25 protein-coding genes are annotated in these 23,851 nt (G+C 40.0%); 17 read left to right on the forward strand and 8 right to left on the reverse strand.

Going from position 1 to position 23,851, the window contains the following annotated elements; genetic code table 11:
• Window positions 1-237: 237 nt before the first annotated feature.
• The 3 genes from M2408_RS08580 to M2408_RS08590 all read left to right on the forward strand — a co-directional run bounded on the left by M2408_RS08580 (window position 238) and on the right by M2408_RS08590 (window position 2,365).
• Window positions 238-1,038 (forward strand): class I SAM-dependent methyltransferase, encoded by an 801-nt coding sequence (locus M2408_RS08580; RefSeq protein WP_259180847.1) that lies wholly within the window; start codon window positions 238-240, stop codon window positions 1,036-1,038.
• A 33-nt stretch (window positions 1,039-1,071) separates the two neighbouring features.
• The gene (gene dapB / locus M2408_RS08585; RefSeq protein ID WP_259180849.1) at window positions 1,072-1,872 is read left to right on the forward strand and encodes a 4-hydroxy-tetrahydrodipicolinate reductase; all 801 of its coding nucleotides are present in this window, start codon (window positions 1,072-1,074) and stop codon (window positions 1,870-1,872) included.
• A gap of 235 nt (window positions 1,873-2,107) precedes the next feature.
• On the forward strand, window positions 2,108-2,365 hold the full coding sequence (locus M2408_RS08590) for a hypothetical protein (RefSeq protein ID WP_259180851.1): 258 nt from the start codon (window positions 2,108-2,110) through the stop codon (window positions 2,363-2,365).
• A 28-nt stretch (window positions 2,366-2,393) separates the two neighbouring features.
• Here M2408_RS08590 and M2408_RS08595 read toward each other — a convergent pair whose 3' ends face one another.
• The gene (locus M2408_RS08595; RefSeq protein WP_259180853.1) at window positions 2,394-2,930 is read right to left on the reverse strand and encodes a hypothetical protein; all 537 of its coding nucleotides are present in this window, start codon (window positions 2,928-2,930) and stop codon (window positions 2,394-2,396) included.
• 61 nt (window positions 2,931-2,991) lie between these two features.
• The gene (locus M2408_RS08600) at window positions 2,992-3,852 is read right to left on the reverse strand and encodes an AadS family aminoglycoside 6-adenylyltransferase (protein WP_259180854.1); all 861 of its coding nucleotides are present in this window, start codon (window positions 3,850-3,852) and stop codon (window positions 2,992-2,994) included.
• Window positions 3,853-4,551: 699 nt separating this feature from the next.
• Here M2408_RS08600 and M2408_RS08605 point away from each other — a divergent pair.
• Window positions 4,552-5,751, forward strand: a complete 1,200-nt coding sequence (locus M2408_RS08605) for an MFS transporter (protein WP_259180857.1) — start codon at window positions 4,552-4,554, stop codon at window positions 5,749-5,751.
• 57 nt (window positions 5,752-5,808) lie between these two features.
• On the opposite strand, the gene M2408_RS08610 is transcribed toward M2408_RS08605, so the two are convergent.
• Entirely contained in the window at window positions 5,809-6,360 is a 552-nt protein-coding gene (locus M2408_RS08610) for a 5' nucleotidase, NT5C type (RefSeq protein ID WP_077432755.1), read from the reverse strand.
• Between the two features lie 110 nt (window positions 6,361-6,470).
• Here M2408_RS08610 and M2408_RS08615 point away from each other — a divergent pair, with 110 nt between their 5' ends.
• Window positions 6,471-7,217: a DeoR/GlpR family DNA-binding transcription regulator gene (locus tag M2408_RS08615; RefSeq protein ID WP_259180862.1), complete on the forward strand. Its 747-nt coding sequence runs from the start codon at window positions 6,471-6,473 to the stop codon at window positions 7,215-7,217.
• Between the two features lie 51 nt (window positions 7,218-7,268).
• Here the strand turns inward: M2408_RS08615 and M2408_RS08620 are convergent, their stop codons facing one another.
• A complete protein-coding gene (locus tag M2408_RS08620) occupies window positions 7,269-7,835 on the reverse strand; it encodes a YceI family protein (protein WP_259180863.1) in 567 nt (188 codons plus the stop codon).
• A gap of 218 nt (window positions 7,836-8,053) precedes the next feature.
• Entirely contained in the window at window positions 8,054-8,623 is a 570-nt protein-coding gene (locus tag M2408_RS08625) for a dihydrofolate reductase family protein (RefSeq protein WP_259180864.1), read from the reverse strand.
• A 611-nt stretch (window positions 8,624-9,234) separates the two neighbouring features.
• Here M2408_RS08625 and arr point away from each other — a divergent pair.
• The 5 genes from arr (at window position 9,235) to M2408_RS08650 (ending at window position 13,316) form a co-directional block, all read left to right on the forward strand.
• Window positions 9,235-9,648, forward strand: a complete 414-nt coding sequence (arr, locus tag M2408_RS26335; protein ID WP_409049485.1) for an NAD(+)--rifampin ADP-ribosyltransferase — start codon at window positions 9,235-9,237, stop codon at window positions 9,646-9,648.
• Between the two features lie 308 nt (window positions 9,649-9,956).
• Window positions 9,957-11,012, forward strand: coding sequence for an NAD(P)-dependent alcohol dehydrogenase (locus M2408_RS08635; RefSeq protein ID WP_120257022.1), 1,056 nt, complete (start codon window positions 9,957-9,959; stop codon window positions 11,010-11,012).
• A gap of 533 nt (window positions 11,013-11,545) precedes the next feature.
• Window positions 11,546-12,259, forward strand: coding sequence for a 2OG-Fe(II) oxygenase (locus M2408_RS08640; protein WP_259180868.1), 714 nt, complete (start codon window positions 11,546-11,548; stop codon window positions 12,257-12,259).
• A 48-nt stretch (window positions 12,260-12,307) separates the two neighbouring features.
• Window positions 12,308-13,021, forward strand: a complete 714-nt coding sequence (locus M2408_RS08645) for a 2OG-Fe(II) oxygenase (protein ID WP_259180870.1) — start codon at window positions 12,308-12,310, stop codon at window positions 13,019-13,021.
• 16 nt (window positions 13,022-13,037) lie between these two features.
• Window positions 13,038-13,316: an Ada metal-binding domain-containing protein gene (locus M2408_RS08650; protein WP_259180872.1), complete on the forward strand. Its 279-nt coding sequence runs from the start codon at window positions 13,038-13,040 to the stop codon at window positions 13,314-13,316.
• 62 nt (window positions 13,317-13,378) lie between these two features.
• Here the strand turns inward: M2408_RS08650 and M2408_RS08655 are convergent, their stop codons facing one another.
• Window positions 13,379-13,843, reverse strand: coding sequence for an Lrp/AsnC family transcriptional regulator (locus M2408_RS08655; RefSeq protein ID WP_120257026.1), 465 nt, complete (start codon window positions 13,841-13,843; stop codon window positions 13,379-13,381).
• A 189-nt stretch (window positions 13,844-14,032) separates the two neighbouring features.
• On the opposite strand from M2408_RS08655, the gene eat reads away from it, so the two are divergent.
• The 5 genes from eat to M2408_RS08680 are packed head-to-tail and all read left to right on the forward strand — an operon-like array spanning window position 14,033 to window position 19,983.
• On the forward strand, window positions 14,033-15,355 hold the full coding sequence (gene eat / locus M2408_RS08660; RefSeq protein WP_259180877.1) for an ethanolamine permease: 1,323 nt from the start codon (window positions 14,033-14,035) through the stop codon (window positions 15,353-15,355).
• Window positions 15,352-16,713 carry a glutamine synthetase family protein gene (locus tag M2408_RS08665; protein ID WP_259180879.1) on the forward strand — a complete coding sequence of 454 codons (1,362 nt, stop codon included), beginning with the start codon at window positions 15,352-15,354 and terminating at the stop codon, window positions 16,711-16,713. The genes eat and M2408_RS08665 overlap by 4 nt, the downstream gene beginning before the upstream one ends.
• Before the next feature lie 7 nt (window positions 16,714-16,720).
• The gene (locus tag M2408_RS08670; RefSeq protein WP_259180881.1) at window positions 16,721-17,869 is read left to right on the forward strand and encodes an iron-containing alcohol dehydrogenase; all 1,149 of its coding nucleotides are present in this window, start codon (window positions 16,721-16,723) and stop codon (window positions 17,867-17,869) included.
• The gene (locus M2408_RS08675) at window positions 17,853-18,629 is read left to right on the forward strand and encodes a gamma-glutamyl-gamma-aminobutyrate hydrolase family protein (RefSeq protein ID WP_259180883.1); all 777 of its coding nucleotides are present in this window, start codon (window positions 17,853-17,855) and stop codon (window positions 18,627-18,629) included. Before M2408_RS08670 ends, M2408_RS08675 begins: the two co-directional genes overlap by 17 nt.
• A complete protein-coding gene (locus M2408_RS08680; protein WP_259180884.1) occupies window positions 18,607-19,983 on the forward strand; it encodes an aldehyde dehydrogenase family protein in 1,377 nt (458 codons plus the stop codon). Before M2408_RS08675 ends, M2408_RS08680 begins: the two co-directional genes overlap by 23 nt.
• 121 nt (window positions 19,984-20,104) lie before the next feature.
• Here the strand turns inward: M2408_RS08680 and M2408_RS08685 are convergent, their stop codons facing one another.
• Window positions 20,105-21,157 carry a metallophosphoesterase gene (locus M2408_RS08685; protein ID WP_259180885.1) on the reverse strand — a complete coding sequence of 351 codons (1,053 nt, stop codon included), beginning with the start codon at window positions 21,155-21,157 and terminating at the stop codon, window positions 20,105-20,107.
• A 305-nt stretch (window positions 21,158-21,462) separates the two neighbouring features.
• Here M2408_RS08685 and M2408_RS08690 point away from each other — a divergent pair, with 305 nt between their 5' ends.
• Window positions 21,463-21,831: a VOC family protein gene (locus tag M2408_RS08690; RefSeq protein ID WP_259180886.1), complete on the forward strand. Its 369-nt coding sequence runs from the start codon at window positions 21,463-21,465 to the stop codon at window positions 21,829-21,831.
• Between the two features lie 37 nt (window positions 21,832-21,868).
• Here M2408_RS08690 and M2408_RS08695 read toward each other — a convergent pair whose 3' ends face one another.
• On the reverse strand, window positions 21,869-22,507 hold the full coding sequence (locus M2408_RS08695) for a hypothetical protein (RefSeq protein ID WP_259180887.1): 639 nt from the start codon (window positions 22,505-22,507) through the stop codon (window positions 21,869-21,871).
• A 193-nt stretch (window positions 22,508-22,700) separates the two neighbouring features.
• Between M2408_RS08695 and M2408_RS08700 the strand changes: the two genes are divergently transcribed.
• Entirely contained in the window at window positions 22,701-23,825 is a 1,125-nt protein-coding gene (locus M2408_RS08700; RefSeq protein ID WP_259180889.1) for a serine hydrolase, read from the forward strand.
• The last annotated feature ends 26 nt before the right edge of the window (window positions 23,826-23,851 follow it).

A 23,851-nucleotide genomic window follows, 5' to 3' on the forward strand; every position in this document is an offset into this window, starting at 1 on the left:
TTCATGTGTTTTTGAGGCAAAGGGATGAGTTATTACGATTTTACAGGACTGACATTTGTGCTTGCGGACAACAGGCTCAAATTAACAGAAAATAATAGGTTAGGACGTTATCGGTATTCCAATATTAATCTGACCTTCTTAAAACAATGAAGTATTACAGCTGTTAAGAACGTTAATTTTTCTTTAAGCATGAGTTAATGTTATAAATAATACGGATAAAAAAGGTAGATTTAAGATATGAATAAAGAACAGCACTATTTGGATATAAACAGAGCGTCCTGGAATAGTAGAACGGATTCACATCTCAAGTCGGAATTTTATTATCTCCCAGGTTTTCTTCAAGGGAGAAGTTCTTTGAATGATATTGAGTTAGATCTGCTTGATGATATTCAGGGGAAAACAATATTACATTTGCAATGCCATTTTGGTCAAGACACAATTTCACTGAGCCGGCTCGGTGCTGAAGTTACGGGGATCGATTTGTCCGATAAGGCTATAGAAAGTGCACGAAAAATTGCCGAACAGACAAATGCCGATGTTCGTTTTATCTGTTGTGATCTATACGATCTGCCGAATCATTTGGACCAGCAATTTGATTTTGTTTTTACGAGTTATGGTACAATCGGCTGGTTACCTGATTTAGATAGATGGGCAAAGGTTATTTCCAGATTTTTGAAGCCTAAAGGGAAATTTGTGTTTGTTGAGTTCCATCCTGTCGTTTGGATGTTTGATGATAATTTTGAAAAAATAGGTTATCGGTATTTTAATTCAGGAGCCATTATAGAAACTGCAAACGGAACTTATGCGGATAGAAATGCGTCTATAACAGAGGAGTATGTCATGTGGAATCATGGTATAAGTGAAGTGGTCAATAGTCTGATAAAAAATGGACTGCAAATCGCGCAACTTGATGAATTTGATTATTCCCCCTATAATTGTTTTAACGGGACGATTGAATTTGAAAAGAATAAATATCGGATTGAACTACTTGAGGACAAAATTCCAATGGTCTATGCGATAGTGGCCATAAAGAAGTAACATCTGAGCGTTGGACGACCAAAAAAAGGAATTATGATAAAGGTATTTATAGCGGGTGCAACAGGATGGGTGGGAACTGAGCTAAGCAAAAAGATAACGCAGGAAAAGGGCTTACAATTGGTGGGTGGTCTGTCCCGCTCCAAAGGTGGTGCTGATTTAGCAACAATTTTAAATCTGGGAGACGGGCCGATTCCATTATTTGATAATATAACAGATGCGCTTGATCTAGTGGATTTTGACGTGATGATTGATTTTACCAGACCAGAAATTGCAAAGAGCAATGTTATTGCAGCATTAAAAAGAGGGAAGCGAGTTGTATTGGGAACTTCGGGGCTAACAGATGCTGATTTTAAAGAAATCGCAGCGGTGGCAGATGAGCATCATACGGCAATTTTAGCTGCCGGTAATTTTGCAATCACTGCAGTGCTTCTACAGAAGTTTGCGGAAATTGCGGCTAAGTTTATCCCACATTTTGAAATTATTGATTACGCTTCTGGAGATAAGCCTGATGCCCCAAGTGGCACTGTCGCTGAACTTGCATATCGCCTTTCCAAAATTCAGACACCGGAATTAGCGGTAGCAATTGACGATACCGTCGGACGAAAGGATGCGCGTGGGGCAAGCATAAATGGTATACAGGTACATTCTGTGCGCTTACCGGGACATATTCTTGGTGTTGAGGCGATATTTGGTGAAAAGGACGAAACGTTGATCCTTCGTCACGATGCAGGTAATGGCGCAGAACCTTACATAAAAGGGATTTTGATGGCTGTAAGTAAGTTGTCGACCTTTGAGGGCTTGAAGCGCGGATTGGACACCGTAATGGATGTATAGAAGCGAAGATATCGAATAATCGGGATTAAAAAATTAGATTATTTTATACTAAAATAATTAGTATAATACTGTTTTTTATTTTTATATTTACATACTTATTTAGCATGTGAACACTTATTCGTAAGCCTATTTTGGATATTTAGGAGAGGTGTATGGATGCTCCAATGTGGTTGAGAGCTTATAGATAGGCTGACCATACGGTTTGACAGATTAGACTAAATTTGAGTTAGATGCCATGGAAGATACGATTGGACAGTTAAATACAGCATATAAAGGACAGATTTTCCGGATTACCTATCAGGAAAGAGATTTTCAGATTCAATTGTTGAAAAAGTGTCCAACAAAAGAAGAAACAGAATTGGAGATTCTGTTAGATGGTCTATTGCAAACTTTGGTTAAGAACAAAGAGAGATGGTCTTTTCAGCAGCATGAATTGGATCAGGATCTTGCAAATCATATCTGGCGGGCCATCTCTCTCCGGTATAGACTTTGATAAGAATCAAAGTGCTGGGACTATTTTTTTAATTTACGCCAGGTCCAATAAGTTCAGTAGTAAGGCCTAAAAATCTCAGTAGATTTTTACTGTCAAAAATTAAAGTAGCATAATGTTTTCCCTTTTTAAAGGTAAGTTTTGAACCACCTGGAAAGGTACTTCCTTCCTCCATTTTTTGTGTTTTGGCCGCATATTTACTGAATTTAGCTGCGCTTTCCTTAAGCGTGGTTTTGTTCATCACAAGATTAAAAGGTAAGCCCTCGACAACAAGCACTTGATCTTCTGGGATATCAAAAAAGATTTCATTGATGGTATTATCTTTTCCAAGACTGGTATAGAGTTCCAGACCAGAATTGGTCAACCATTTGGCATATTTTTCTTCGTTGGCATCTTCATAGTAGACCGTTTTCGCATTTAAAGCTGCTTCGATCTTTTGCACTGTCTGTGGGAAAATAAATTCTGAATCCTTGTTTAGGAGCGGTTTTATTCCTGCATGGTTTTGCGAGAAAACGCTCATGGTCAATAGCAGGAAGAACATATTCAATGTTAGTGTTTTTATCATCATAGTGATCTATTTTAAGTTCTGGAAAATACGATAATTAAAGATATTAAAAAATTAATCAAATTCATTTCGTCTTTATGGCATTGAGATATGTCCTGATATCCTGTTCGAGTTTTATAGGGTATGTATAGTTCAATTTATTCGCTAGTTCCCTGCCAATTTCTGCGACAAGATTGGCCATTGCGAATAGTGCCGTCCAATTTTCGTTGATATCGCCGGCTGAAAAAGTCCGCATTACTTTTCCCCAGGTTTGCTCGGTCAGGTATTTTTTAAATAGGCGTCCATGTTTATTGGTTGTGATGTTCCAATCATGCTGGCTAGCGATATACCACTCAATCAAGGGTACTAGATAATCTGTACGTATATTGTCTTCGGACATAAATTTTGCATAAAAAATATCCTCTCTTACGAGACATTTGGCGACATACGTACAGTCCCACCAAAAATCATTGAGTAGCTGTTTGAATTTTTGCTCGGTAGGCCTTTTTATGATTGACACCCGATAGGAAGGTTTTTGGATCGCTTCTGTTAAACCTTCTTTGTCAAGGAGTACTTGATAACCAATATCCCAATCTTCACATAACGGGATTTGGTGCACCTCTTCCAAAAAATTAGGCTTACTATATAACTTAAAATCAACTTTTGTGTGATCTGCATATAAAACCATCTTCATGGCATGTTTGCTATCAAAGTAGCTTTCATCCTCTTCAATCATGGCGATAGGAGTGCCAAAGTTACTTAGCCAATTCTTATTGGCGACATACTTGCTGTTGTCATCAAATACGAGTTCGATGTCTAAATCACTTAATTCATCAACTGGCGCCAGTGGATTTACTAAGGAGCTCGTTAGGAGAACTGCCCGAATATCCGTATTGTTTTGTGCCCAATCAATAATCTGCTGTAATTTTTCTGCTCGAGTTTGCATATTTTTAGTTTATTTATGGGGAATAATCCCGTTCATTTCTAAAGAAGGACGACTTACGGCCGTTGGCATCGCAAAGGTGTTGGAACGGCGAACATTAAAAATATACGAAAAAATTGAGAAATAATGATAATAAGGCCAATTAGTATTAAGATACCTAATCTTATCAAGAGATGTTTTTTTATTTGTTTATCTCTCAAAATAGGCGTGCGAATGAAGAATACCGTTCCTGCAGAGTAAGCTATGATGAATATAATCCCTATAAGCTGTCGGAACCTGTAAGATATATTAAACCAACCATTTGTATAGAGTGACCCTATAATTACTGTTGATAAAAGAAAATAGCCTATAGTTCATGTGGTAAAATTAACGTTTTGCCCATACCGGATGACTTAAGACTTTTTGTTGGAAAAACTTCGTTTTCTAATAGTCTTTTAGCTATAAATCATGATTATAGCAAAAATAGAGGGTGAAGATTAATGTGCCAAAAAATGTAGGGAGATATTAGTCCTTGAAATAGAGATTATAAACGATTACTAATGACAGTATTATTTAATGGGATTGGTTGCTTTATTGCTTTAACTTGCATTTTTTGCAATATTATGCAATAATATGCTTATTTTTTGATTTATTATTGATAGTTTTGTACGACTAAGCCTAGACAAGTCTATCGCTATACTATTTTAGTTTATCTCAAATTATATGGAAATTAAATCATTACCCATTCGTCCGGATACAGCGAGAAATGCTGTCAGGTTTATCTTTTTTGTGTGTGGGTTGGGACTCGCCAGTTGGGCACCTGTCGTTCCTTATGTTAAGCAACGGCTTGGAATAGATGATGGTGTATTGGGGCTTTTGATGCTTCTTATCGGCGGTGGAGCTCTTTTTATTATGCCATTTTCGACCATCCTTCTCAATAAATTTGGAACAAGAAAAATTATCTTTCTTTCGGGTATCACACTCGCACTGATACTGCCGATGTTGTTAATTGCTAATTCCATCATAACAATGGGGATTACCCTATTCTTTTTTGGTATGTGTATGGGAGGAATAGAAGTTTCCGCAAATGCGCACTCAATCCTTATCCAGAAACTCTTTGATCGACCGATCTTATCCGGTCTGCATGGTATCTTTAGTGTGGGAGGATTAACGGGGTCGCTCGGATTAGGACTGTTGATAAAGTTAGGGTTTCAGGCTACCTATGCCATGTTATTGATCTCCTTACTGATCGTTGTGATTATGTTCGTCATGTATCGTAGGTTGTATGCGCATGATGATGAAATACGCATTAATAGTCATCATGATGACAAGAAAATGGCCGCAGGTCAGTCCAAATGGGCTGGTTGGTTCAATTTGCATGTTTTATTTCTGGGCATGCTCTGTTTTTGTGCTTATCTGTCCGAAGGTTCAATGTTGGATTGGAGTGCGGTATTTTTGCATGAGGAAAAAAATGCACCGCTTGAAATTGCGGGGATAGGATATGCTGCCTTTTCCATCGCCATGGCAACAATGCGACTTTTTGGCGATGTACTTGTTGTCCGGTTAGATCATCGGGTTGTTGTGGTCGGAGGGGGACTCTTAGCGGTATTCGGTTTGCTGGTAGCTGTTTTATCACCTTCTTATTGGGGTGCATTAGCCGGATTTATCCTATTGGGCTTTGGCGCTGCTAATATTGTTCCGATTTTATTTAGTCATGCCGGAAATTTAAAAGGGGTTGGGGCATCAGCAAGTATTCCGGTTATGTCGACATTGGGTCATTCGGGACAGTTGTTGGGCCCCGCCTTGCTGGGTGGAGTTGCCCAATTTTATGGAATTTCAGTCTCGCTTATAGTCGTTGCTTTTCTTATGCTTTCACTTTCGGTGTCTTATTGGACGTATTGGAAATTCCAGACTAGAAAATAAATTCTTGCAAACTATAGCTGGGCAATTACCTCTCGTGATTGGCCAGCTATAACTTACTCAGTTGAACGTTTTATTTTGAAGGTCGGCAACAAAAAAACGATGTGCATCTGTCCAGTTCTTCAACCGTTCAAATCGGTGCTCATTGACATTGTGAAATGTATTGAACATAAGCCCTTTTCCAGAAAAACTGTCTAGATTCTTTAGATGATCGTCAATAAGAAAATCGGTGTCGATAATACCTTTATTCCCACAGAATACGATGTTCTTCCACGAAATAAATGGAAAATATTCCTGTAGCCATTCCCGTTTCTCTAAAAGACTATTGGGAAATTCCATTGCGGCAGATACGACAAAAATCTCATAATAGTTTTGTAATTCCTTCACCACGTCTTGTGCATCTTGTGCAACAGGGATGCTGCGGAAAAAACCTGGTGTATGCAAATACCGTAAGACTGCCGTCTGATCAGGTAAACAATCCGCTTCCTTCAGCCCTACGATATCGTTTTCATTTATCCGTATACCCGTTTCTTCAAAATAATGTGAAAGATAGTGTCGTTGGATGTCTGCAAGTACACCGTCCATATCAATGGAAATTGTCTTTTTTATCATAAGTTATATCTTTATTATTGCACAAATGTAATTATATAATTGCAAAATATTGCAATTATAGCAATTTTTTGCAATTTATTTTATTCTGGTAAATCTATATATTTGTTCCTATGCTAAAGTACGATCGTCTACAAACCATTTTAGATATCACCAATAGGGAGGGCTCGGTTTCATTTCAAACCTTGAGCAAAAAGCTTTCGGTATCCGAAGATACCATACGGAGAGATATCAAGGAATTGAATGATCGGGATCTCCTTCGCGCGGTACGGGGTGGAGCTCACAGCATTGTGCAAAAAAAATATCATTATCGTGATCGCGAGAAAGCAGGGCTGGAACAGAAAAAGATTATTGCACAAAAAGCTTTATCATTAATAAAAGATGATCAGGTGCTTTTTTTCGATGGGGGTACATCTATCCTGGAGTTGACTAAAATTTTACCAAAGGATCTTAAAGTTACTATCATTACGAATAGTTTTCCTGTCGCGAGTGTGATCGAAGACCATCCTTTGATCGATATCATATTTTTGGGAGGCCGACTTTATAAATCCGCCTTTACCACTTTTGGCAATACTACGTTGGAAAGCATTGCTAATTTTAAAGCTGATTTATACTTTTTGGGCGTTTGTTCAATTACCCCTGAAAATTTGTCCTGTAATTATCAGGAAGATGCTGAAACGAAACGGGCAATGATGAAACAGAGTGTTCGCATCGTTGGATTGTGTACTTCCGATAAATTTGATACTGAGTCAAGCTTTATCATCGATAAAACCAAAAAGCTTGATATCATTGTGACAGAACAGGAATCAACGAGCCCCCAAATGCGTAAATATATTGCTCAGGGGATTGAGCTGCTTTAGACAATCAATGATGTAGCAGTTTTTTTGCTACATCATTGATTGTTATCAAAGCTATTTTGCGGCTTTGATCTGAATATCCAATGTAAATTCGTCCTCAATAGCTCGGTTGCCGAGGTCAGAGAAAAAGCTGGCCGAACGATATTGGATATCAAAATCCAATCGATTTACCTTTACACCTAAAGCTTCAGCCGAAAGTCCGTCAGCAGTGCTGGTTACCTTTGCAGGAAAAGATATCGCTTTCGTTTTGTTTTTGATGGTAAGATTCCCTGTGATTACTGGAGTAGCCTTGCTGTTATCCACTTTGCTGATAATGAATTTTGCTGTTGGATACTTCGGTACATCAAAGAAATCTTCATTTTTAAGATGACCAGTTAGTTTTGGCGCATCAGTACATGCCATCGAATTCATATCAATGGTAAATCCACCACCGGTAATTTTACCTTTTTCTGTTTGGATCGTTCCGTCTTTCAAGGCAATGGTACCAACATGACCACCGACGACTTTCTTCGCATCCCATTTGATTATTGATGATTGTGTACTGACTTTATACGTTGTTTTTTGCGCAAAAGCAAAGGAAGTACTGCAAATAATAGCAATGAATAATAAGGTTCTTTTCATAGAGATGATTTGTTTAAAATCAAATATACAAGAAAGTAGGCATATTCAAATGAGTAAGGTAATGATTATATAAACGATAGTTTTAAATCAATGATTTTAACCATTCCTGAAAAAGTGGGTAGACTTTGATGACATGATTTATCCTGTAAAACTAGGAAATATTAGCTCCTAACCAGTATAAAGTTGGCTAGGAGGGGAGCTTATCCATTGCAGGAACATTATCTTTTAAGCGGTCCAATATATTTATAGCTATTGATGAATATGCCAGTCGGGGTTGCCTTGGAGTCAAGGAAGACAAGTTCCTGGGCGTACACCTTATCTGAGAGTAGGCGCTTGCCATGTCCCAGCAAAACTGGGTAGGTAATGAGCACCACTTCGTCGACGAGACCCTGCTCAAGTAAAAGAGAGGTCAGTGTAGAACTACCTACAACAATCAGATCGGGACCATTCATTGACTTAAGGGCATGAATCGCGGCGACAATGTCTTCTTCCAAATTTTTTACTGGCCCCCAGGTTAGACTGTCGGGACGGTGTGTTGCAACATATTTCGTTGCAGCATTTATGGTATTGGCCATAGGGAAATCTCCCGCATTGGGCCAGAAGCCACTAAAGATATCATAAGTCTGACGACCTAAAAGAAGGTCGAAGTCTGAGCCATATGCCTGAAAGAGCATTTCCGCTCCTGCGGGACTTCTATAGGCAGTTGTCCATGCGCCATAGGCGTAATCTCCATCGTGTTCGATGATGCCATCAAGGGAGATGTGTTCGAAAATTCTGATCTTTCTCATTGTTTCAAGTGTTTGATTATCAATTCAAATTTAGCGAAGTTTAGAAGCACGGATGAGGTGCAATTGCGACAATATAAGGGGGTAAAACCTTTATGTCAATCTGCTGTTTTTAGGAATAATTACGAATTGTCCGAAGGTCGATTCAATATGATTTACGAACAAAATACGGAAATGTATAAAAATATGTAGAACTTTAATCCTGCAGATACCGGTGCATGTGGATTTTAAATCTCCCTGTGCCAACGGTACATTCGGCAATGTAAAGAAAAAAAGATACGCGTATGGAATTTTCACCTTTCAACAACGTTGTTAAACTCTGTCTTCGGGGTATGAGCATGGAAGAAGCCAAGCATACTGAAGAAGCCCTTAGCTTATTTATGCAAGCTTGGAACGAAGCCACAGACGATCACGAACACTTTCTTGCAGCTTATTATATCGCCCGGAATCAAGAGGCTATTTCCGACAGATTGACATGGTTGGAGGCGGCCTTGAGCCTTGCATTAAAACTAAATGATGATACGGTTAAGAGTGCTTTGCCAAATCTTTATTTGAACCTGGCTAAATGCTATGAAGCGCTGGGGGATAGTGATAAGTCTCATGGATATGCTGATCTGGCTGCAGTCTTGGGGGAAAAACCATCAGATACCGGTCCATTTTATCATGGTACAAGAGCTGATTTACCAGTGGGTGCGCTATTGACAGCGGGAGGTAATTCTAACTATCAATCTGAACTTACCATGAATCATATTTATTTCACCGCATTAGTTAACGGAGCCGGACTCGCGGCGGCTTTGGCAAGGGGCGATGATCGCGAACGTGTTTATATTATTGAACCAATGGGAAGCTATGAAAATGATCCAAATCTAACAGATAAAAAATTCCCAGGTAACCCGACGCGTTCTTATCGCTCCACAATGGCATTGAAAATCATCGGTGAAGTAAGCGACTGGGTCAGACCGAGCCCCGAAGAGCTTCAGCGGTTCCGTGAACGTTTGGCGAAGGGTAATGGAGAAATAATCAATTAAATGCAAGAGGAATATTACCTGTCCAATATTTAGAGAATGCTAGATTGGTGCTTCTAAAGAAAGATCATGAAGGTGATCAGGGGCTATGAGATTGATTTTGAAAGGGATTAAAATTTGAAAGGGATCAAATTGACTGTTCAGAGCGGTTGACCAAGAACATTTTGCGATTTTCATTGTTTGTTCAATGTCAATAATGCCTGACAGATTCTTTTTTTCGGGCAAATCCCCATTAACTTCGCACAACGTGGTAAATGGATCTTATTTATTGATAATTTGGATCCAATTGGTATTTTATAAAAAACAAAAGAATGATTAAATCGAAAGGTTACGCGGCGAAGGACGGCAATTCCCCGCTTGAATATTGGGAATTTGAAAGAAGAGAACTTGGTTCAAATGATGTGCTAATCGATATCTTGTATAGTGGTATTTGCCATTCAGATATTCACCAGGTGCATGATGAGTGGGGTGGGACACAATATCCAATTGTTCCGGGGCATGAGATCGTTGGTCGCATCAGTGCGGTAGGCAGTGCGGTGACCAAGTTTAAAAAAGGTGATCTAGCCGGTGTTGGTTGTATGGTGGCATCCTGTGGTGAGTGCGATAATTGTAAATCGGATCAGCAACAGTTTTGTTCGGAGAAGAAAACGGTGTGGACTTATAATAGCACCGATGTGATGCACGATCACTCTTGCACCTATGGTGGGTATAGCGATAATATTGTGGCTGATGCAGACTTTGTCTTACATGTGCCGGAATCGCTTGATATCAAAAAGGTAGCTCCTTTACTTTGTGCGGGGATCACCACTTACTCGCCCTTGAAACGATGGAATATCAGCAAGGGGCATAAAGTTGGCGTGCTAGGGTTAGGTGGTTTAGGCCACATGGCAGTAAAGATCGCTGTCGCCATGGGAGCTGAAGTTACGATGATAAGCCATTCGCCCCGTAAAAAAGCAGATGCGGCGCTGTTAGGTGCCCAGAAGTTTTTAAATACGCATGAGTCTTCGGAGTTGAAGGAGTTTTCAGCCTATTTTGATTTTATTATAGACACCGTATCGGCACCTCATGATTATAATCTCTATTTGGCATTGCTAAAAACCAAAGGTGTATACATCTGTGTTGGTATCCCAGCAGCGCCAATGGAAATTAACGGACGCTCGATTATGGGAGGAAATAAAATTTTGACGGCTTCAAGCATTGGTGGTATACAGGAAACACAGGATATGCTTGATTTTTGTGCTGAACATAATATCCTTCCAGAAACCGAATTGATTGACATCGATTATGTGAATGAGGCTTACCAACGTGTATTGGACAGTGATGTAAAATACCGGTTTGTCATTGATATGGCTTCATTAAATAAATAGTGTCAACAACATAAAAAAAATAGGAATCGTCCACTATTGAAGTGAACCTCAAAAGTTAGACGGATTAACAAAATTAAGTTTTTTGTACTAGAGCTCGGTGTTCCACCGGGCTCTTTCCATTTAACCTATGTTTTATTCTTTAATTTTGTTTTTGTCTCCTTAGCGTCTCTTTCTAAATATTCATTTCTAAAAGGATTTACTTTTATTTTTAATCGCTTTTTCCAAGAAGCTTTCTCCTGCCTGTTTGTCTGCGGTTTAAAATCTGCTATTCTGCCGATCTGTATTTATTTCTGATTTTTTGGTTCGTATCTTTAAAGCCTATTTTTTTTAGTTTTTATACTGAAGCTGCTCGTTGTTTTGTTTAAGCTGCTCTTTTCGATCGTTTTAGCAAAAAACGGTGCTCGATATGAGTGATAATTTGTTGCGCATTTTGTCGAGATTGATGATATATCTCCAGAAAAGGAAAAACAGCAGGTTTCGGATTTTTTACCTTGATTGATAGGCCTAATTTTGAGCTGTTGAAAATTATCGTCATGGAAATTATAGCATCTAGATTGCTGGTCAGGGATTGGACAGCCATCACCAGGGAATTGCATGATAAGGGCTTTGTGATTGTACCTGATCTATTAAATCAAGTCGAATGTGATGAACTGGTTGCAGCTTACTGTGCTGACAATAGGTATCGAAAAACTATTGTAATGGAACGTTATCGCTTTGGTTTGGGGGAATATAAATACTTTCAATACCCCTTACCCGAGCTGATTACGACAATAAGGGAAAAAGTATACGCATTGATTGCTCCAGTCGCCAATCAATGGATGGAGGAGCTTAATATGGACCGAAGATTTCCGGCTTCGCATGCTGCCATGCGAGAACTTTGTCAGCAGCATGGACAGGTGGAACCTACCGTCCTTATTTTAAAGTATAATACAGGCGGATTTAATATGCTACACCAGGATCTATACGGTGAAATTTACTTTCCCATGCAAATCGTATTGCTGTTGGATCAGGTGGATCAGGATTATGCCGGTGGTGAGTTTGTTATCACGGAACAGATACCACGGGCGCAGTCTAAGGTTAATGTCTTAAAACCCAAGCGCGGCGATATGATCATCTTTACAACTAATTTTCGCTCAGCTAAAGGCTCCAAAGGCTATTATCGGGTCCATATGAAGCATGGTGTTAGTCCATCGCACAAGGGGCACAGGCATAGCCTTGGCATTATATTCCATGATGGTCTTAGCTAAGGATAGGAGATTCTTGCAGGTATAAAATAGCCCATTTAAATTATAGGTATGTATACAATAGAACAAAGATTAAAAACGAAACAATGGGATCTTATCCTTGACGAATTGATCGACAAGGGATTTGCGGTTGTTCCCGATGTTGTTGACGAACAGGAATGTGCTCAATTGCTTGGTGAGTTTAAGGCCGAATATCGCTATAGAAAGACCGTTGTGATGGAGCGCTATCGTTTTGGTCGGGGTGTTTATAAATATTTTCATTATCCATTGCCCAGCATATTGACCGAATTAAGGGAACACTTTTATGATTATCTGATGCCGTTAGCCAATAGATGGATGGAAGTCTTAAAAATAAATGTGCAGTTTCCGCAGATGCATAGGGATTTTATAGCACAATGTAAAAATAACGGTCAGGATAAGGCTACAGCCTTAATTCTCGGATATGGTGCTGGCGGATTCTGCGCCATGCATCAGGATCTTTATGGAGAGATTTTTTTTCCAATGCAGCTTGTTCTTTTTTTAGATGATATTGATACAGATTATATAGGCGGAGAATTTATTTTAACGGAAAATATACCGATGGCTCAGTCCCGTACACATGTCGTTAAGCCCAAAAAAGGTGATATTATTGTGTTCACGACTAATTTTCGTCCGGTTAAAGGCGCAAGAGGTTACTACCGCGTAACTATGAAACATGGGGTATCGACCATTCATAGTGGCGAACGCCATACGTTAGGCCTGATCTTTCATGACGCTAAATCATAAAAACTAATCCCAGTCAATGGTCAGACATATAGATTTAGGAGGGACAGCGGCTGACAGAAAGAGGTCCTTAAGTTCCTTCATTCGAAAGGGTGAAATTACCTTGGGCGGATATAAAAAGGTTAAGATTTACGGTCGTCTAAACTGTGCCACGGGTAAACGGATGAAAGTCGAACATCGTGTTTTCTTTCGGGATGAAGCTGATGCCTTCAGCCATGGATATAGACCATGTGGTCATTGTATGCGGGAAAAGTACAAGGAGTGGAAAACTAAGCAGCAGATTCTGGAGCATGGTTAAAATAAACGCAGATCTCGGTCTGAAAATTTGCAATCACATTTTAGTTTGCCAGATGAAGATCCTTAAAGGAAAAGTGGAAGTCGTGTTGCGTTGACAATTTCTTTCATGACAAAATAGCTTTCCATATGTCTGATTCCTTTAATCGTTGCAAGCTTATTGAAGTTAAATTCATGATAATGGTCGACATCTCTGACCATAACCTTAAGCTGATAATCAAAAGCTCCTGTCACATGGAAGCATTCGACCACTTCCGGAAATTTCTGTATTTCTTCCATAAATAGCAAAGCACTTTCGTTTGAATGCTTTTCCATACTGATCGATACAAGAACCATCAGGTTCAGGTCCAGTTTTCTTCGATCCAGCAAATATACCTTTTGTTTGAGCACAGCTGTAGCCGTCAACTTCTTAATCCGTTCGTATACAGGAGTCATGGATAAGTTGACTCGATCGGAAATTTCCTTGTTACTCATGTTGGCATCCTGTTGCAAAAGGTCCAAGATCATAAGATCTTTTTCATCTAATTTCATTGTTGTAGTAATTTAAATCTAAAAACAAAGGGGTATAAGCCTGTCGTTGGAATAGTGAATCTAAAAATAATAATATTTCAATATAATTTTACTAAAATAAGTTTAATAGCAGGTATTTAACACTATAATTTAATTTAAAGTAGTAAATTCATATTACTTAATATCAGTTACCAACCTAGAAAAAGAATTATGAGTGATCCCCAATTAAAGAAAGTCCTTGGCCCCGTAATGTTGTGGGGATTGGGGGTAGGGTATGTAATTTCAGGAATGTATTTCGGATGGAATCTTGGTCTGGCAGAAGGAGGGACCTTAGGGTTAGCCATCGCGACTATATTTGTCATTATTATGTACTTAACCTTTACCTTCAGTTATACAGAAATGGCTTGTGCCATACCGAAAGCTGGAGGGGCTTTTGAATATGCCAATAGGGGACTGGGAAAACAATTGGGGTTTGTCGCTGGGATTGCTCAAAATATAGAATTCGTTTTTGCACCGCCGGCCATTGCAGCGGCGATAGGTGCTTACCTTCATTTGCTTCATCCTGGCGTAGGTTATCTTACTTTTGCGATCGGAGCCTATCTGATTTTTACAGCAATGAATATTTTAGGTGTGAAACTCGCTGCTTCGTTTGAATTGGTTGTGACAGTCCTTGCAGTTATTGAATTATTGATATTCGCCGGTGTGACGCTGCCAGCATTTAAATTTTCTAATCTCCAACAAAATGCACTTCCTAATGGGTATTCAGGCATTTTTGCATCCATTCCATTTGCCATCTGGTTTTTTCTAGCGATTGAAGGGATCGCCAATGTGGCTGAGGAAACCATCAATCCACAGAAAAATGTATTGATCGGTTTTGGATCAGCTATCGTTACTTTGGTCGTATTGTGTATCATTACATTTTTATCAGCGGTTGGTGTCGCTGGCTGGGAAGCCGTTGTCTATCCACCAGGAAGTACCGAGGCCTCGGATTCTCCTTTACCTCTTGCTATTGCCAACGTCATTGATAGCTCCCATATTCTATATAAATTACTAATCGGGGTAGGGTTGTTGGGGCTTATTGCGTCGTTCCATGGTATTATTTTGGCCGGAGGACGTGCCACTTTTGAATTTGGGCGGGTAGGATATGCACCATCTATCTTAGGAAAAGTTCATTCACGCTTTAAAACACCAGCTAATGCGCTATTGATCAATATGGCTGTTGGTATAGTCGCGCTACTGACGGGGAAGACGGCTGGGATCATTACCATTGCCTGTTTTGGTGCAATCAGTCTCTATATTATATCCATGTGGTCTTTTTTTGCCTTACGCAAGAAAGAACCCGCATTGGAGCGCCCATTTAAAGTTCCTTTGTATCCCTTATTTCCTATGCTTGCGCTGATCATCGCCCTGATCTGCCTGGTTGCTATGATTTACTACAACCCATTGACAGCCTTACTATTCTTTGGGCTTGTCATCTTATCATACCTCTATTTCTTAATCTTCCTTGACAAGGATAAAACCATCAAATCATGATCGACAAAAAAGAAATTATTTCCAAATTAAAGGCAAGTACGAGTGCGCACGTAAAAGTCGCCGTAGCAGATATTGATGGCGTATTGCGGGGCAAATTTATGCACCGTGATAAGTTTATCTCTTCATTGGACAATGAATTCGGCTTTTGTTCCGTCGTGTTTGGATGGGATGTCAATGACCAAGTTTATGACAATGTGGAAATTACTGGCTGGCATACCGGTTATGGAGATTTTCCCGCTCGTATAGATGGAAATACCTTCCGAAAGATACCCTGGCAGGAGGATGTTCCATTTTTTCTGGCTGACTTTGAATCGTCACATACTACAGATCAAAATGTGTGCCCGAGGGCGCTCTTAAAAAATATCATAGCACAGTCTGAACAGGCTGGCTACAAACCCATTTTTGCACAGGAATTTGAATGGTTCAATTTTATTAAAGGTGATATCAATGCATCACAGAACAGCTTTAAAGAAATGACACCGATTACCTCAGGAATGTTCGGTTATTCCATCTTGCGGATGTCTGATAATTACGGGTTCTTTCGTGATCTTCTTGCGATGCTCGAACAGTTTGGTATTCCCTTGGAAGGTTTGCATACTGAAACAGGACCTGGCGTAATGGAGGCCGCGATTCAATGCAGCAATGCTCTTGAAGCTGCAGATCGGGCTACACTCTTTAAGTCAGCAGTAAAGGAGATCGGTAAAAGACATGGTATTGTCGCTAGCTTTATGGCCAAGCAGACGAAAGAGCTACCGGGCTGTAGCGGTCACGTACATCAGAGCCTCTGGGACCTAAAAAAAGAAAAAAATCTATTTTATGATGCCAACGATCAGTTAGGCATGAGTGAACTGATGAAGCAATTTCTTGCTGGACAACTGTATTGTCTGCGAGATATTCTACCCTTATTTGCACCGACTGTTAACAGCTATAAAAGACTCACAGAGGGCGCTTGGGCTCCCACGACTTTAACCTGGGGGATAGACAATAGGACTACGGCCCTACGGGTCATCGATGGTGGACCAAAGGCTACACGTATTGAACATCGGGTGGTTGGTTCGGATGTTAACCCATACCTCGCCATAGCGGCTTGCCTAGCGAGTGGACTTTACGGTATCAAGCATAAACTATCCTTGGACAATCCGTATACTGTCGGTAATGGTTATAAAGATTTGCAACATGGCGTTTTACCAAGAAATCTCTATGAGGCTACGAACCGGATGGCGCAGTCTGAAATAGCATCAGAATTGTTCGGTGAAAAGTTTGTTGACCACTTCTGTAAATCAAGGTTATGGGAATGGCGGCAGTTTTCAGAACAAGTAACAGATTGGGAAACAAAAAGATATTTTGAAATTATTTAACTGCAAGATGGATACAGACAAAATTTATGGTTTTAATTTTCCGACACCGATTCGTTTTGGTGCAGGAGCGATCAATGAATTACCGGATTACCTATTGCGCAATGGTCTTAACCGTCCTTTATTGGTAACGGATCCAACTATTGCCGAACTTCCTTTTTTTAAGGAAATCCAGCGTAAATTGACGGGCAGAGGGATAGACGTGATTGTGTTTCATGATTTGCACAAAAATCCGGTTAAATCCGATGTGCTACAAGGTGGAGATGTCTATCGGGGGAACAATAGGGATTCCATCATTGGTGTTGGAGGGGGAGCTGCACTTGATGTTGCGCGGGCAATAGCACTGCGCGCACATCATCATCGTGATCTCTTTGACTACGACGATCTTATTGGTGGAGATATTTATGTAACCAATGAGATCCCACATCTGATCACTGTACCCACTACAGCAGGCACTGGAAGTGAGGTCGGTCGTAGCGCTATTATTTCCGAAGACGAAACCAAAAAGAAACGTATTTTGTTCAGCCCTAGGTTGATGGCGAAAATAGTCTTTGCGGATCCGCTCCTCACGATGGATCTTCCGGCATTCGTCACAGCAGCTACAGGAATGGATGCGCTCACACACAATATGGAAGCTTATTTAGCAAAAGGATATCATCCGATGTGTGATGGTATAGCGTTAGAGGGAATGGCGATGGTGGCAGCAGCTATTGAAAAGGCAACCAAGGAATCTGATTTACAGTCTCGTTCGAAGATGCTTTTGGCCTCACTTATGGGGGCAGTGGCCTTTCAAAAGGGGCTGGGTATTGTTCATAGTCTGGCACATCCTCTTTCCTCGTTGTTAGACACTCATCATGGACTTGCGAATGCCATTAATCTACCTTACGGTATGCAATTTAACTATGCGGGATTCGAAGATCGTTTTGATAAAATGGCAGTAGCGCTCGGTATTGGCAATAACGCTGGCGATAAAGTCGTGGACTATTTATTTGAACTGAATACACGCCTGGATTTACCTACTCATTTATCATCCATAGGTGTGCAAAAGCAACATCTTGCGCCATTGTCGGAACTTGCATACGCGGATTTCTGTCATCCTTCAAATCCGAAGCCGGTGACAACAGAAGACTTTCTTGCTATTTATGAAACAGCATTCTAATAAAAATAGTATGATCAAAATTGGTATAAGCGCCTGCTTCTTTTATCCTGACAAGGAACGTACCGTCTTTGGTCCTAAATCACTGAGCTATATGGAAAATGATATGGCCCGTTGGATAGGGAAAAAAGGTGTACTTCCAGTGCTGCTTCCCGATTTAGAGGGGGAGCTGTTGACGGATATTATTGATCAGATGGATGGTATCATCCTCCAAGGGGGGAGCGATATTGCTCCGGAGCAATACGGTGAGGATCCCATAGGAAAATGGAGAGGAGACGCTTACCGGGATCAGTATGAACTAAAGATATTGGATTATGCGATCAGGAAGGAGAAGCCCATATTGGGTATCTGCCGGGGATTCCAATTGATGAATGTCTATTTTGGGGGTTCACTTTATCAGGATATTCCTTCACAGATACCTGGAGCAGGAGCCCATCGGTCGGCAGAATTATACGATACGATTAATCACCCCATAAACTTTGTACCTGGGACCTTGCTTGGGGATTTGTATGGGCATATCTCTAATCCTAAGGTAAACACCGTACATCATCAGGCGGTCAAACAGCTTGGACAAGATTTGGAAGTATATGCTCGTTCGGATGATGGTTTTATCGAGGCATTTGGATATACCAAGGCAGCTCCAGGTAAAGTGATGGGTGTACAATGGCATCCGGAGTTTTCTGCTACGCAAGCGGGAGAACTGTTGGATGAAGAATTGATTTTTAATGTTTTTCTAGAACATGCAAAACAACATAGAAATTAGAAACCCCGCTACGGGGGAGGTAGATGCTGTGATCCCTGTCATCTCAGCATCCGAATTAGATACAGCGGTCGCTCTTTTAAAAAAAGGACAACTTTCGTGGGTAAAAGTGCCATTACAACAACGTTTAGACTGCATAATTGCGTTTGGACAGTTAATTCTAGCCAATAAACAAAAACTTGCCGAAATACTGACGAAGGAAACGGGAAAACCTATTACCCAGTCGCTAAACGAAATTGTAGGGGCGCAGAACCGTATCGAACATCTTCGGACAAATGCGGTTAAATGGCTTTCTGAGGAACTCATTACAACAACTGGGGCAACCCACGAAAAGATTGTGTATGAACCACTGGGGCTGATCGCCAATATTTCAGCATGGAATTTCCCTTATAATGTTGGGTTTAATGTATTCCTATATGCACTTGTAGCTGGCAATGCCGTGCTTTATAAGCCATCAGAGTTTGCTACTGGTACAGGTATACAGTTTGAGAAATATCTGTATCAAGCGGGTATTCCCCAAGATGTATTCAAATGTGTTGTCGGAGATGCCGAGATTGGCCAGCAATTATTGGAGCTACCTCTGGATGGCTATTTTTTTACAGGGTCATATAAGACTGGTCTCCATATTGCGACCACAGTGGCGCATAAATTAGTTCCTGTCCAATTGGAACTAGGAGGGAAGGATCCGCTATATGTTGCCGACGATATCGTGGATATTAAGAAGGCCGCAATTCTTGCCGCAGAAGGCGCATTTTACAATAATGGACAAAGCTGTTGTGCTGTTGAGCGGATTTATGTCTCGCACAAGATATACGATCAGTTTGTTGAAGCTTTTGTTGAAGAAGTAGCCTCTTATACCATTGGAGATCCGATGAAGCAAGATGTATTTATCGGGCCACTAACCAGAGCCGCTCAGCTCACTGTGCTTGATGCCCAAGTAAAAGATGCGCTTGCAAAGGGAGCAACCTTGCGCTTGGGGGGGCATACACTGGAAGATACAGGTTATTACTATGCACCTACAGTTTTTGAGCATTGCAATCACGACATGGAATTGATGAAGGAGGAGAGTTTCGGCCCTTTGATCGGCATCCAAAAGGTGGCTTCAGATGATGAGGCGATCCATCTAATGCAGGATACCACGTATGGCCTGACTGCAGCCGTATTTTCAGCTGATCAGGATAGGGCGATGGCAATACTGGAAAAAATGAACACGGGAACAGTGTATTGGAATTGCTGTGATCGGGTAAGTCCCAACGTCCCTTGGTCCGGACGAAAAAACTCAGGGCTGGGATCAACCCTATCTGCGCAAGGAATCCGCGCTTTTGTTCAGCCCAAAGCATACCATCTGCGACCATAGATTTTTTGTCTAAAGATCGTTTGTAGGGAATTGATTCCCTAATTTCAAGGTTTTAAGTCGTTTTTTGAAAAAACGTCTGTTTATTTCTGTAAGGTTTAATACTGTAGTCCATGACATCGTATTAAACCTTACTTTTTAAATGGAATATCGTGATCTCAGGTAATATTCCCACTCGACTGGGGTAATCCAGGTAGCCGAAACCTACATTTACATAAAGTGATTGATGTTTTTCCTGATACAGACCGGCCCATTCACGATAGGCATATTTAATTGGGCTCCATTGATAATCTGGATTGCTAAAGCCGAATTGACCACCATGTGTGTGTCCACTAAAGGTGACATCGATCATCGGATATTTTGGTAATACCTCAGCCCTCCAATGTGACGGGTCATGTGAAAGGAGGAAGTTGATAGGTGAAGAAGGATCGACCTTGGACATGGCCAGATCGAGGTCGCCATAATTGTGCGGGTTGTTCGCCCCCCAGTTCTCTACACCTACAAGCGTGATTTTTTCATTATTTAAGACAATCTCCTTCGATTCGTTTAACAGGAGCTGCCAGCCAAGTTTGCGATGGATATCTTTTACATTTATCAGGTTCTGCTGTTTGGTCAACTTACGCTCATTGTTGAAATGGAACCTATTAAAATGATAGTCCCCATAGTCGTGATTTCCCAAAATAGAAAAGACACCCAAGGGGGCCGTTAATTTATCAAATACAGAGAGATAGTCATCCATCTCATCGGCAAAGTCATTCACCAGATCTCCTGTGAAGAAAATGATATCTGGCTTTTGTGAAAGCAATAGGCTTATACCCTTTTTTACAGCATTTAAATTATAAAGACTGCCAGCATGTATGTCAGAAATCTGAGCGATGGTCTTGCCCTCGAACGATTTTGGAAGATCGGGTAAAATCAAATTGACCTGTTTGATTTGGTAATCATAGAGATTGGATACAAAACCACGGGTTAAGGCGACTAAGGGGATACTGCTCAACAAAAGACCACTTTTGATAATGAAATCAGATCTTCCTATGGTCTTTTTATTTGCACCTGGTATTGTGTTATTGTTTGTTAGTCGTCCGCCAATATTTCTAAAAAATACCGAAAGTATATCCACGCCGATGGAGAAAAGAAGGACTGCCTTTGCAAGCAATAATGAAATAGGGAAGAACATGAAACAAGCAGCGATAAAATTGTTCCACTCGAAAAATAAATTCAGGAATATGCAGGCATAAGAGAAAATACTTATTAACCACCAAATTACATTTGTGGTTAATGGTTGTGATTTCCATACTACCAGTCTGCGTAACCTTAAATATATTAAAATATCAAAAAGAAGAAATATAAAGATGATTTTTAAGAAAGTGCATAGCTGTGGGATCATATAAAAGTTTTTTTGTCTGAACCAAATCTTGCCATAGGGCAAGCGTCTTGACTAAATAATTTATTTATCTTGTATTCTTGTTAAAAATAGTAAATATGAACACAAAATTTGAAGCTGGGATTAATATCGCCATAAAAATTCCCAAAAATAAATATGAAAAGACGGTAGCTTTTTACAGGGATATTCTGAAAATGGATGTCGAGGAGAAGCCGATCGATAACCCAACGGTCTCCAGGACACATGAGGTGAAATTTGGGCACAATATTATTTGGCTGGATTGTGTAGATAACTACACCCATTCCGAAACTTGGTTGCAGCTTACTGTTCCGAATGTTGCTGAAGCGACCGATTATCTATTGTCAAGTGGGGTGGAAACCTGTGACGAAATTGAGGAACTTCCGGAGGATATGCATTGGATTACCGACCCTGCAGGTACCGTGTTCAATTTGCAGCAAAAGCGATAAAATGCTGATTTCAGGCTATGTTGTAAGCGTCAGTTTACTATTGCTGTTCAGCAATAGTGCTGTTTCCCAGCAGGTGAAAGTGTGATAATATTACTATAGGTACTATGATTGTTGGAAGCAAGACATAAGGAAACTGTAGCACAGCAATATTAGGTTGATCAAATGCTATTGACTGTAAAGGTAATGGCGATGATAATATACCAATGACCACGACAATCAGCAGTGAACAGATACCCAAAATATTCCAGGCTTTGAAAAATACAGATGTTAGTATTTTTGGATTGAAGCTACTAAAGATTAAAAATAGAACAGCAGTAATGCCGAAAAATAGATCATAGTTCCAACCCAAAAATGTCATTTCTATAGGCAGCATTTTGTGCTTAAAAAGTTGAAAAATAATGAATTCAATAGGGAGTCTGATGATGTGAATACCAAGCAGATAATAAGCGTTCAAGCTTAAATTTTTTGCTAATCTATAGTAACTTATACTCAGTAAGAGCGCGCTCACCAAGACAAGTACAAAAGTAGGTGGGAAAATCAGAAAAATATTAAGGGATGAGACCGCTGAGAGTGCAAATGCCCATATCGCAATAGGAATCACCACCATTTTATTGGGAGAAGCGAGTCCAAATAAAATGAGGCATGCTAAAGTGGAAACGGAAAAAACAACAGGCATAGAAATGCAGATTTATGATATAAAACTACAAGAAATTCCCTTTGAAATACTTGTCCTAGGGCAAGTATTTTGACTCTCAGAAAAATTATCGTATAGTTTTGCTAACCTATGCCGTTGGTCGAATCTTAAATTTAATTGATTTGACGACGAGGGTAAATCATCTTGACTTTGTCTTAATAATAAAACAGGTAAGATGAAATTAGACAAAACTATTCTATGTATCGTAACATCTATTTTGCTGATGGTCACTGGATGTAGAAAATCGGAAAACGCCATTCAGGAAGATCATATTGCTACTCAACAGATAGATTCCTATTTGAGTTCATTGATTGATACGGCGGGTATTCCGGGAATTGCAATAGCACTTACAAATGGGCAAGATGTCATATACGCGAAAGGATTTGGGTTTGCAAATATACAGACTAAAGAGAAACTTACTCCTTCACATTTTTTTCATGTCGCCTCAATATCTAAAACATTTACAGCAACTGCCGTTATGCAATTAGCTGAGCGAGGAAAACTTGATATCAACAGGCCCTTAATTCATTACTTACCGTATTTTAAAATGAAAGATCCGCGGTATAGAAAAATTACGATAAAACAAATGCTCAATCATACTTCGGGTATCCCAGATGTTACAGATTATGAATGGGAAAAAGCGGAATCAGACGAAGGGGCACTAGAACGGTATACACGGAGCTTGGCTGATTCTATATTGATGTATGATCCGGGCTCAAGTTTTAATTACAGCAACATTGCCTTTGATGTATTAGGAGATGTGGTCGCTAAAGTTTCTGGTGTATCATTTGAAAAGTATGAAGAAGAAAATATTCTAGTTCCTCTTGACATGGACAAAAGCAATTTTTATTACCCTAAGATGAGTAAGGATTTGCAGACCGTGCCCTATACAGGCAGCTCACAGGCCATAAGTATGGTATATCCCTATAATCGGAAACATGCACCTAGTTCCACATTAACTTCAAATGTATTAGAGCTTTCACATTGGGCAATTGCAAATATGTATGAAGGAAGATATAAAAATAGACAAATTATCACACCGTCCACTTTTAGGGCAATGACAAGCCCTACCGTGACTGTTGATCCGGCTCAGGGATTATCAGTGGGACTATGCTGGTTTATTTATCCCTATAGAGGCTATGTAAATTATGTCCATGAGGGAGGAGATATTGGCTATAGGAGCATACTCTCGTTGATTCCCGAAAAGAAACTAGGCGTTGTTATACTTAGCAATACAGATCATATCGATATTCAACAAGTGTATTTTAAGATAGTGGATATGTTATTGGCCGATAAATGATAAATTTAAGTTTATAACAGGATAAT

It is taken from the genome of Sphingobacterium sp. BIGb0165 (assembly GCF_024810095.1).
In the GTDB taxonomy this organism is placed as follows: domain Bacteria; phylum Bacteroidota; class Bacteroidia; order Sphingobacteriales; family Sphingobacteriaceae; genus Sphingobacterium; species Sphingobacterium detergens.

Excerpts from the sequence above, each read along its gene's own strand:
- M2408_RS08635 (WP_120257022.1), top strand. The coding sequence starts at position 9,957 with ATGATTAAATCGAAAGGTTACGCGGCGAAGGACGGCAATTCCCCGCTT.
- M2408_RS08610 (WP_077432755.1), bottom strand. The coding sequence starts at position 6,360 with ATGATAAAAAAGACAATTTCCATTGATATGGACGGTGTACTTGCAGAC.
- M2408_RS08685 (WP_259180885.1), bottom strand. The coding sequence starts at position 21,157 with ATGTTCTTCCCTATTTCATTATTGCTTGCAAAGGCAGTCCTTCTTTTC.
- M2408_RS08655 (WP_120257026.1), bottom strand. The coding sequence starts at position 13,843 with ATGAAATTAGATGAAAAAGATCTTATGATCTTGGACCTTTTGCAACAG.
- M2408_RS08590 (WP_259180851.1), top strand. The coding sequence starts at position 2,108 with ATGGAAGATACGATTGGACAGTTAAATACAGCATATAAAGGACAGATT.
- M2408_RS08680 (WP_259180884.1), top strand. The coding sequence starts at position 18,607 with ATGCAAAACAACATAGAAATTAGAAACCCCGCTACGGGGGAGGTAGAT.
- M2408_RS08650 (WP_259180872.1), top strand. The coding sequence starts at position 13,038 with ATGGTCAGACATATAGATTTAGGAGGGACAGCGGCTGACAGAAAGAGG.
- M2408_RS08620 (WP_259180863.1), bottom strand. The coding sequence starts at position 7,835 with ATGAAAAGAACCTTATTATTCATTGCTATTATTTGCAGTACTTCCTTT.
- M2408_RS08640 (WP_259180868.1), top strand. The coding sequence starts at position 11,546 with ATGGAAATTATAGCATCTAGATTGCTGGTCAGGGATTGGACAGCCATC.
- M2408_RS08625 (WP_259180864.1), bottom strand. The coding sequence starts at position 8,623 with ATGAGAAAGATCAGAATTTTCGAACACATCTCCCTTGATGGCATCATC.
- M2408_RS08690 (WP_259180886.1), top strand. The coding sequence starts at position 21,463 with ATGAACACAAAATTTGAAGCTGGGATTAATATCGCCATAAAAATTCCC.
- M2408_RS08645 (WP_259180870.1), top strand. The coding sequence starts at position 12,308 with ATGTATACAATAGAACAAAGATTAAAAACGAAACAATGGGATCTTATC.
- M2408_RS08695 (WP_259180887.1), bottom strand. The coding sequence starts at position 22,507 with ATGCCTGTTGTTTTTTCCGTTTCCACTTTAGCATGCCTCATTTTATTT.
- M2408_RS08665 (WP_259180879.1), top strand. The coding sequence starts at position 15,352 with ATGATCGACAAAAAAGAAATTATTTCCAAATTAAAGGCAAGTACGAGT.
- M2408_RS08700 (WP_259180889.1), top strand. The coding sequence starts at position 22,701 with ATGAAATTAGACAAAACTATTCTATGTATCGTAACATCTATTTTGCTG.
- dapB (WP_259180849.1), top strand. The coding sequence starts at position 1,072 with ATGATAAAGGTATTTATAGCGGGTGCAACAGGATGGGTGGGAACTGAG.
- eat (WP_259180877.1), top strand. The coding sequence starts at position 14,033 with ATGAGTGATCCCCAATTAAAGAAAGTCCTTGGCCCCGTAATGTTGTGG.
- M2408_RS08615 (WP_259180862.1), top strand. The coding sequence starts at position 6,471 with ATGCTAAAGTACGATCGTCTACAAACCATTTTAGATATCACCAATAGG.
- M2408_RS08600 (WP_259180854.1), bottom strand. The coding sequence starts at position 3,852 with ATGCAAACTCGAGCAGAAAAATTACAGCAGATTATTGATTGGGCACAA.
- M2408_RS08605 (WP_259180857.1), top strand. The coding sequence starts at position 4,552 with ATGGAAATTAAATCATTACCCATTCGTCCGGATACAGCGAGAAATGCT.
- M2408_RS08580 (WP_259180847.1), top strand. The coding sequence starts at position 238 with ATGAATAAAGAACAGCACTATTTGGATATAAACAGAGCGTCCTGGAAT.
- M2408_RS08675 (WP_259180883.1), top strand. The coding sequence starts at position 17,853 with ATGAAACAGCATTCTAATAAAAATAGTATGATCAAAATTGGTATAAGC.
- M2408_RS08670 (WP_259180881.1), top strand. The coding sequence starts at position 16,721 with ATGGATACAGACAAAATTTATGGTTTTAATTTTCCGACACCGATTCGT.
- M2408_RS08595 (WP_259180853.1), bottom strand. The coding sequence starts at position 2,930 with ATGATGATAAAAACACTAACATTGAATATGTTCTTCCTGCTATTGACC.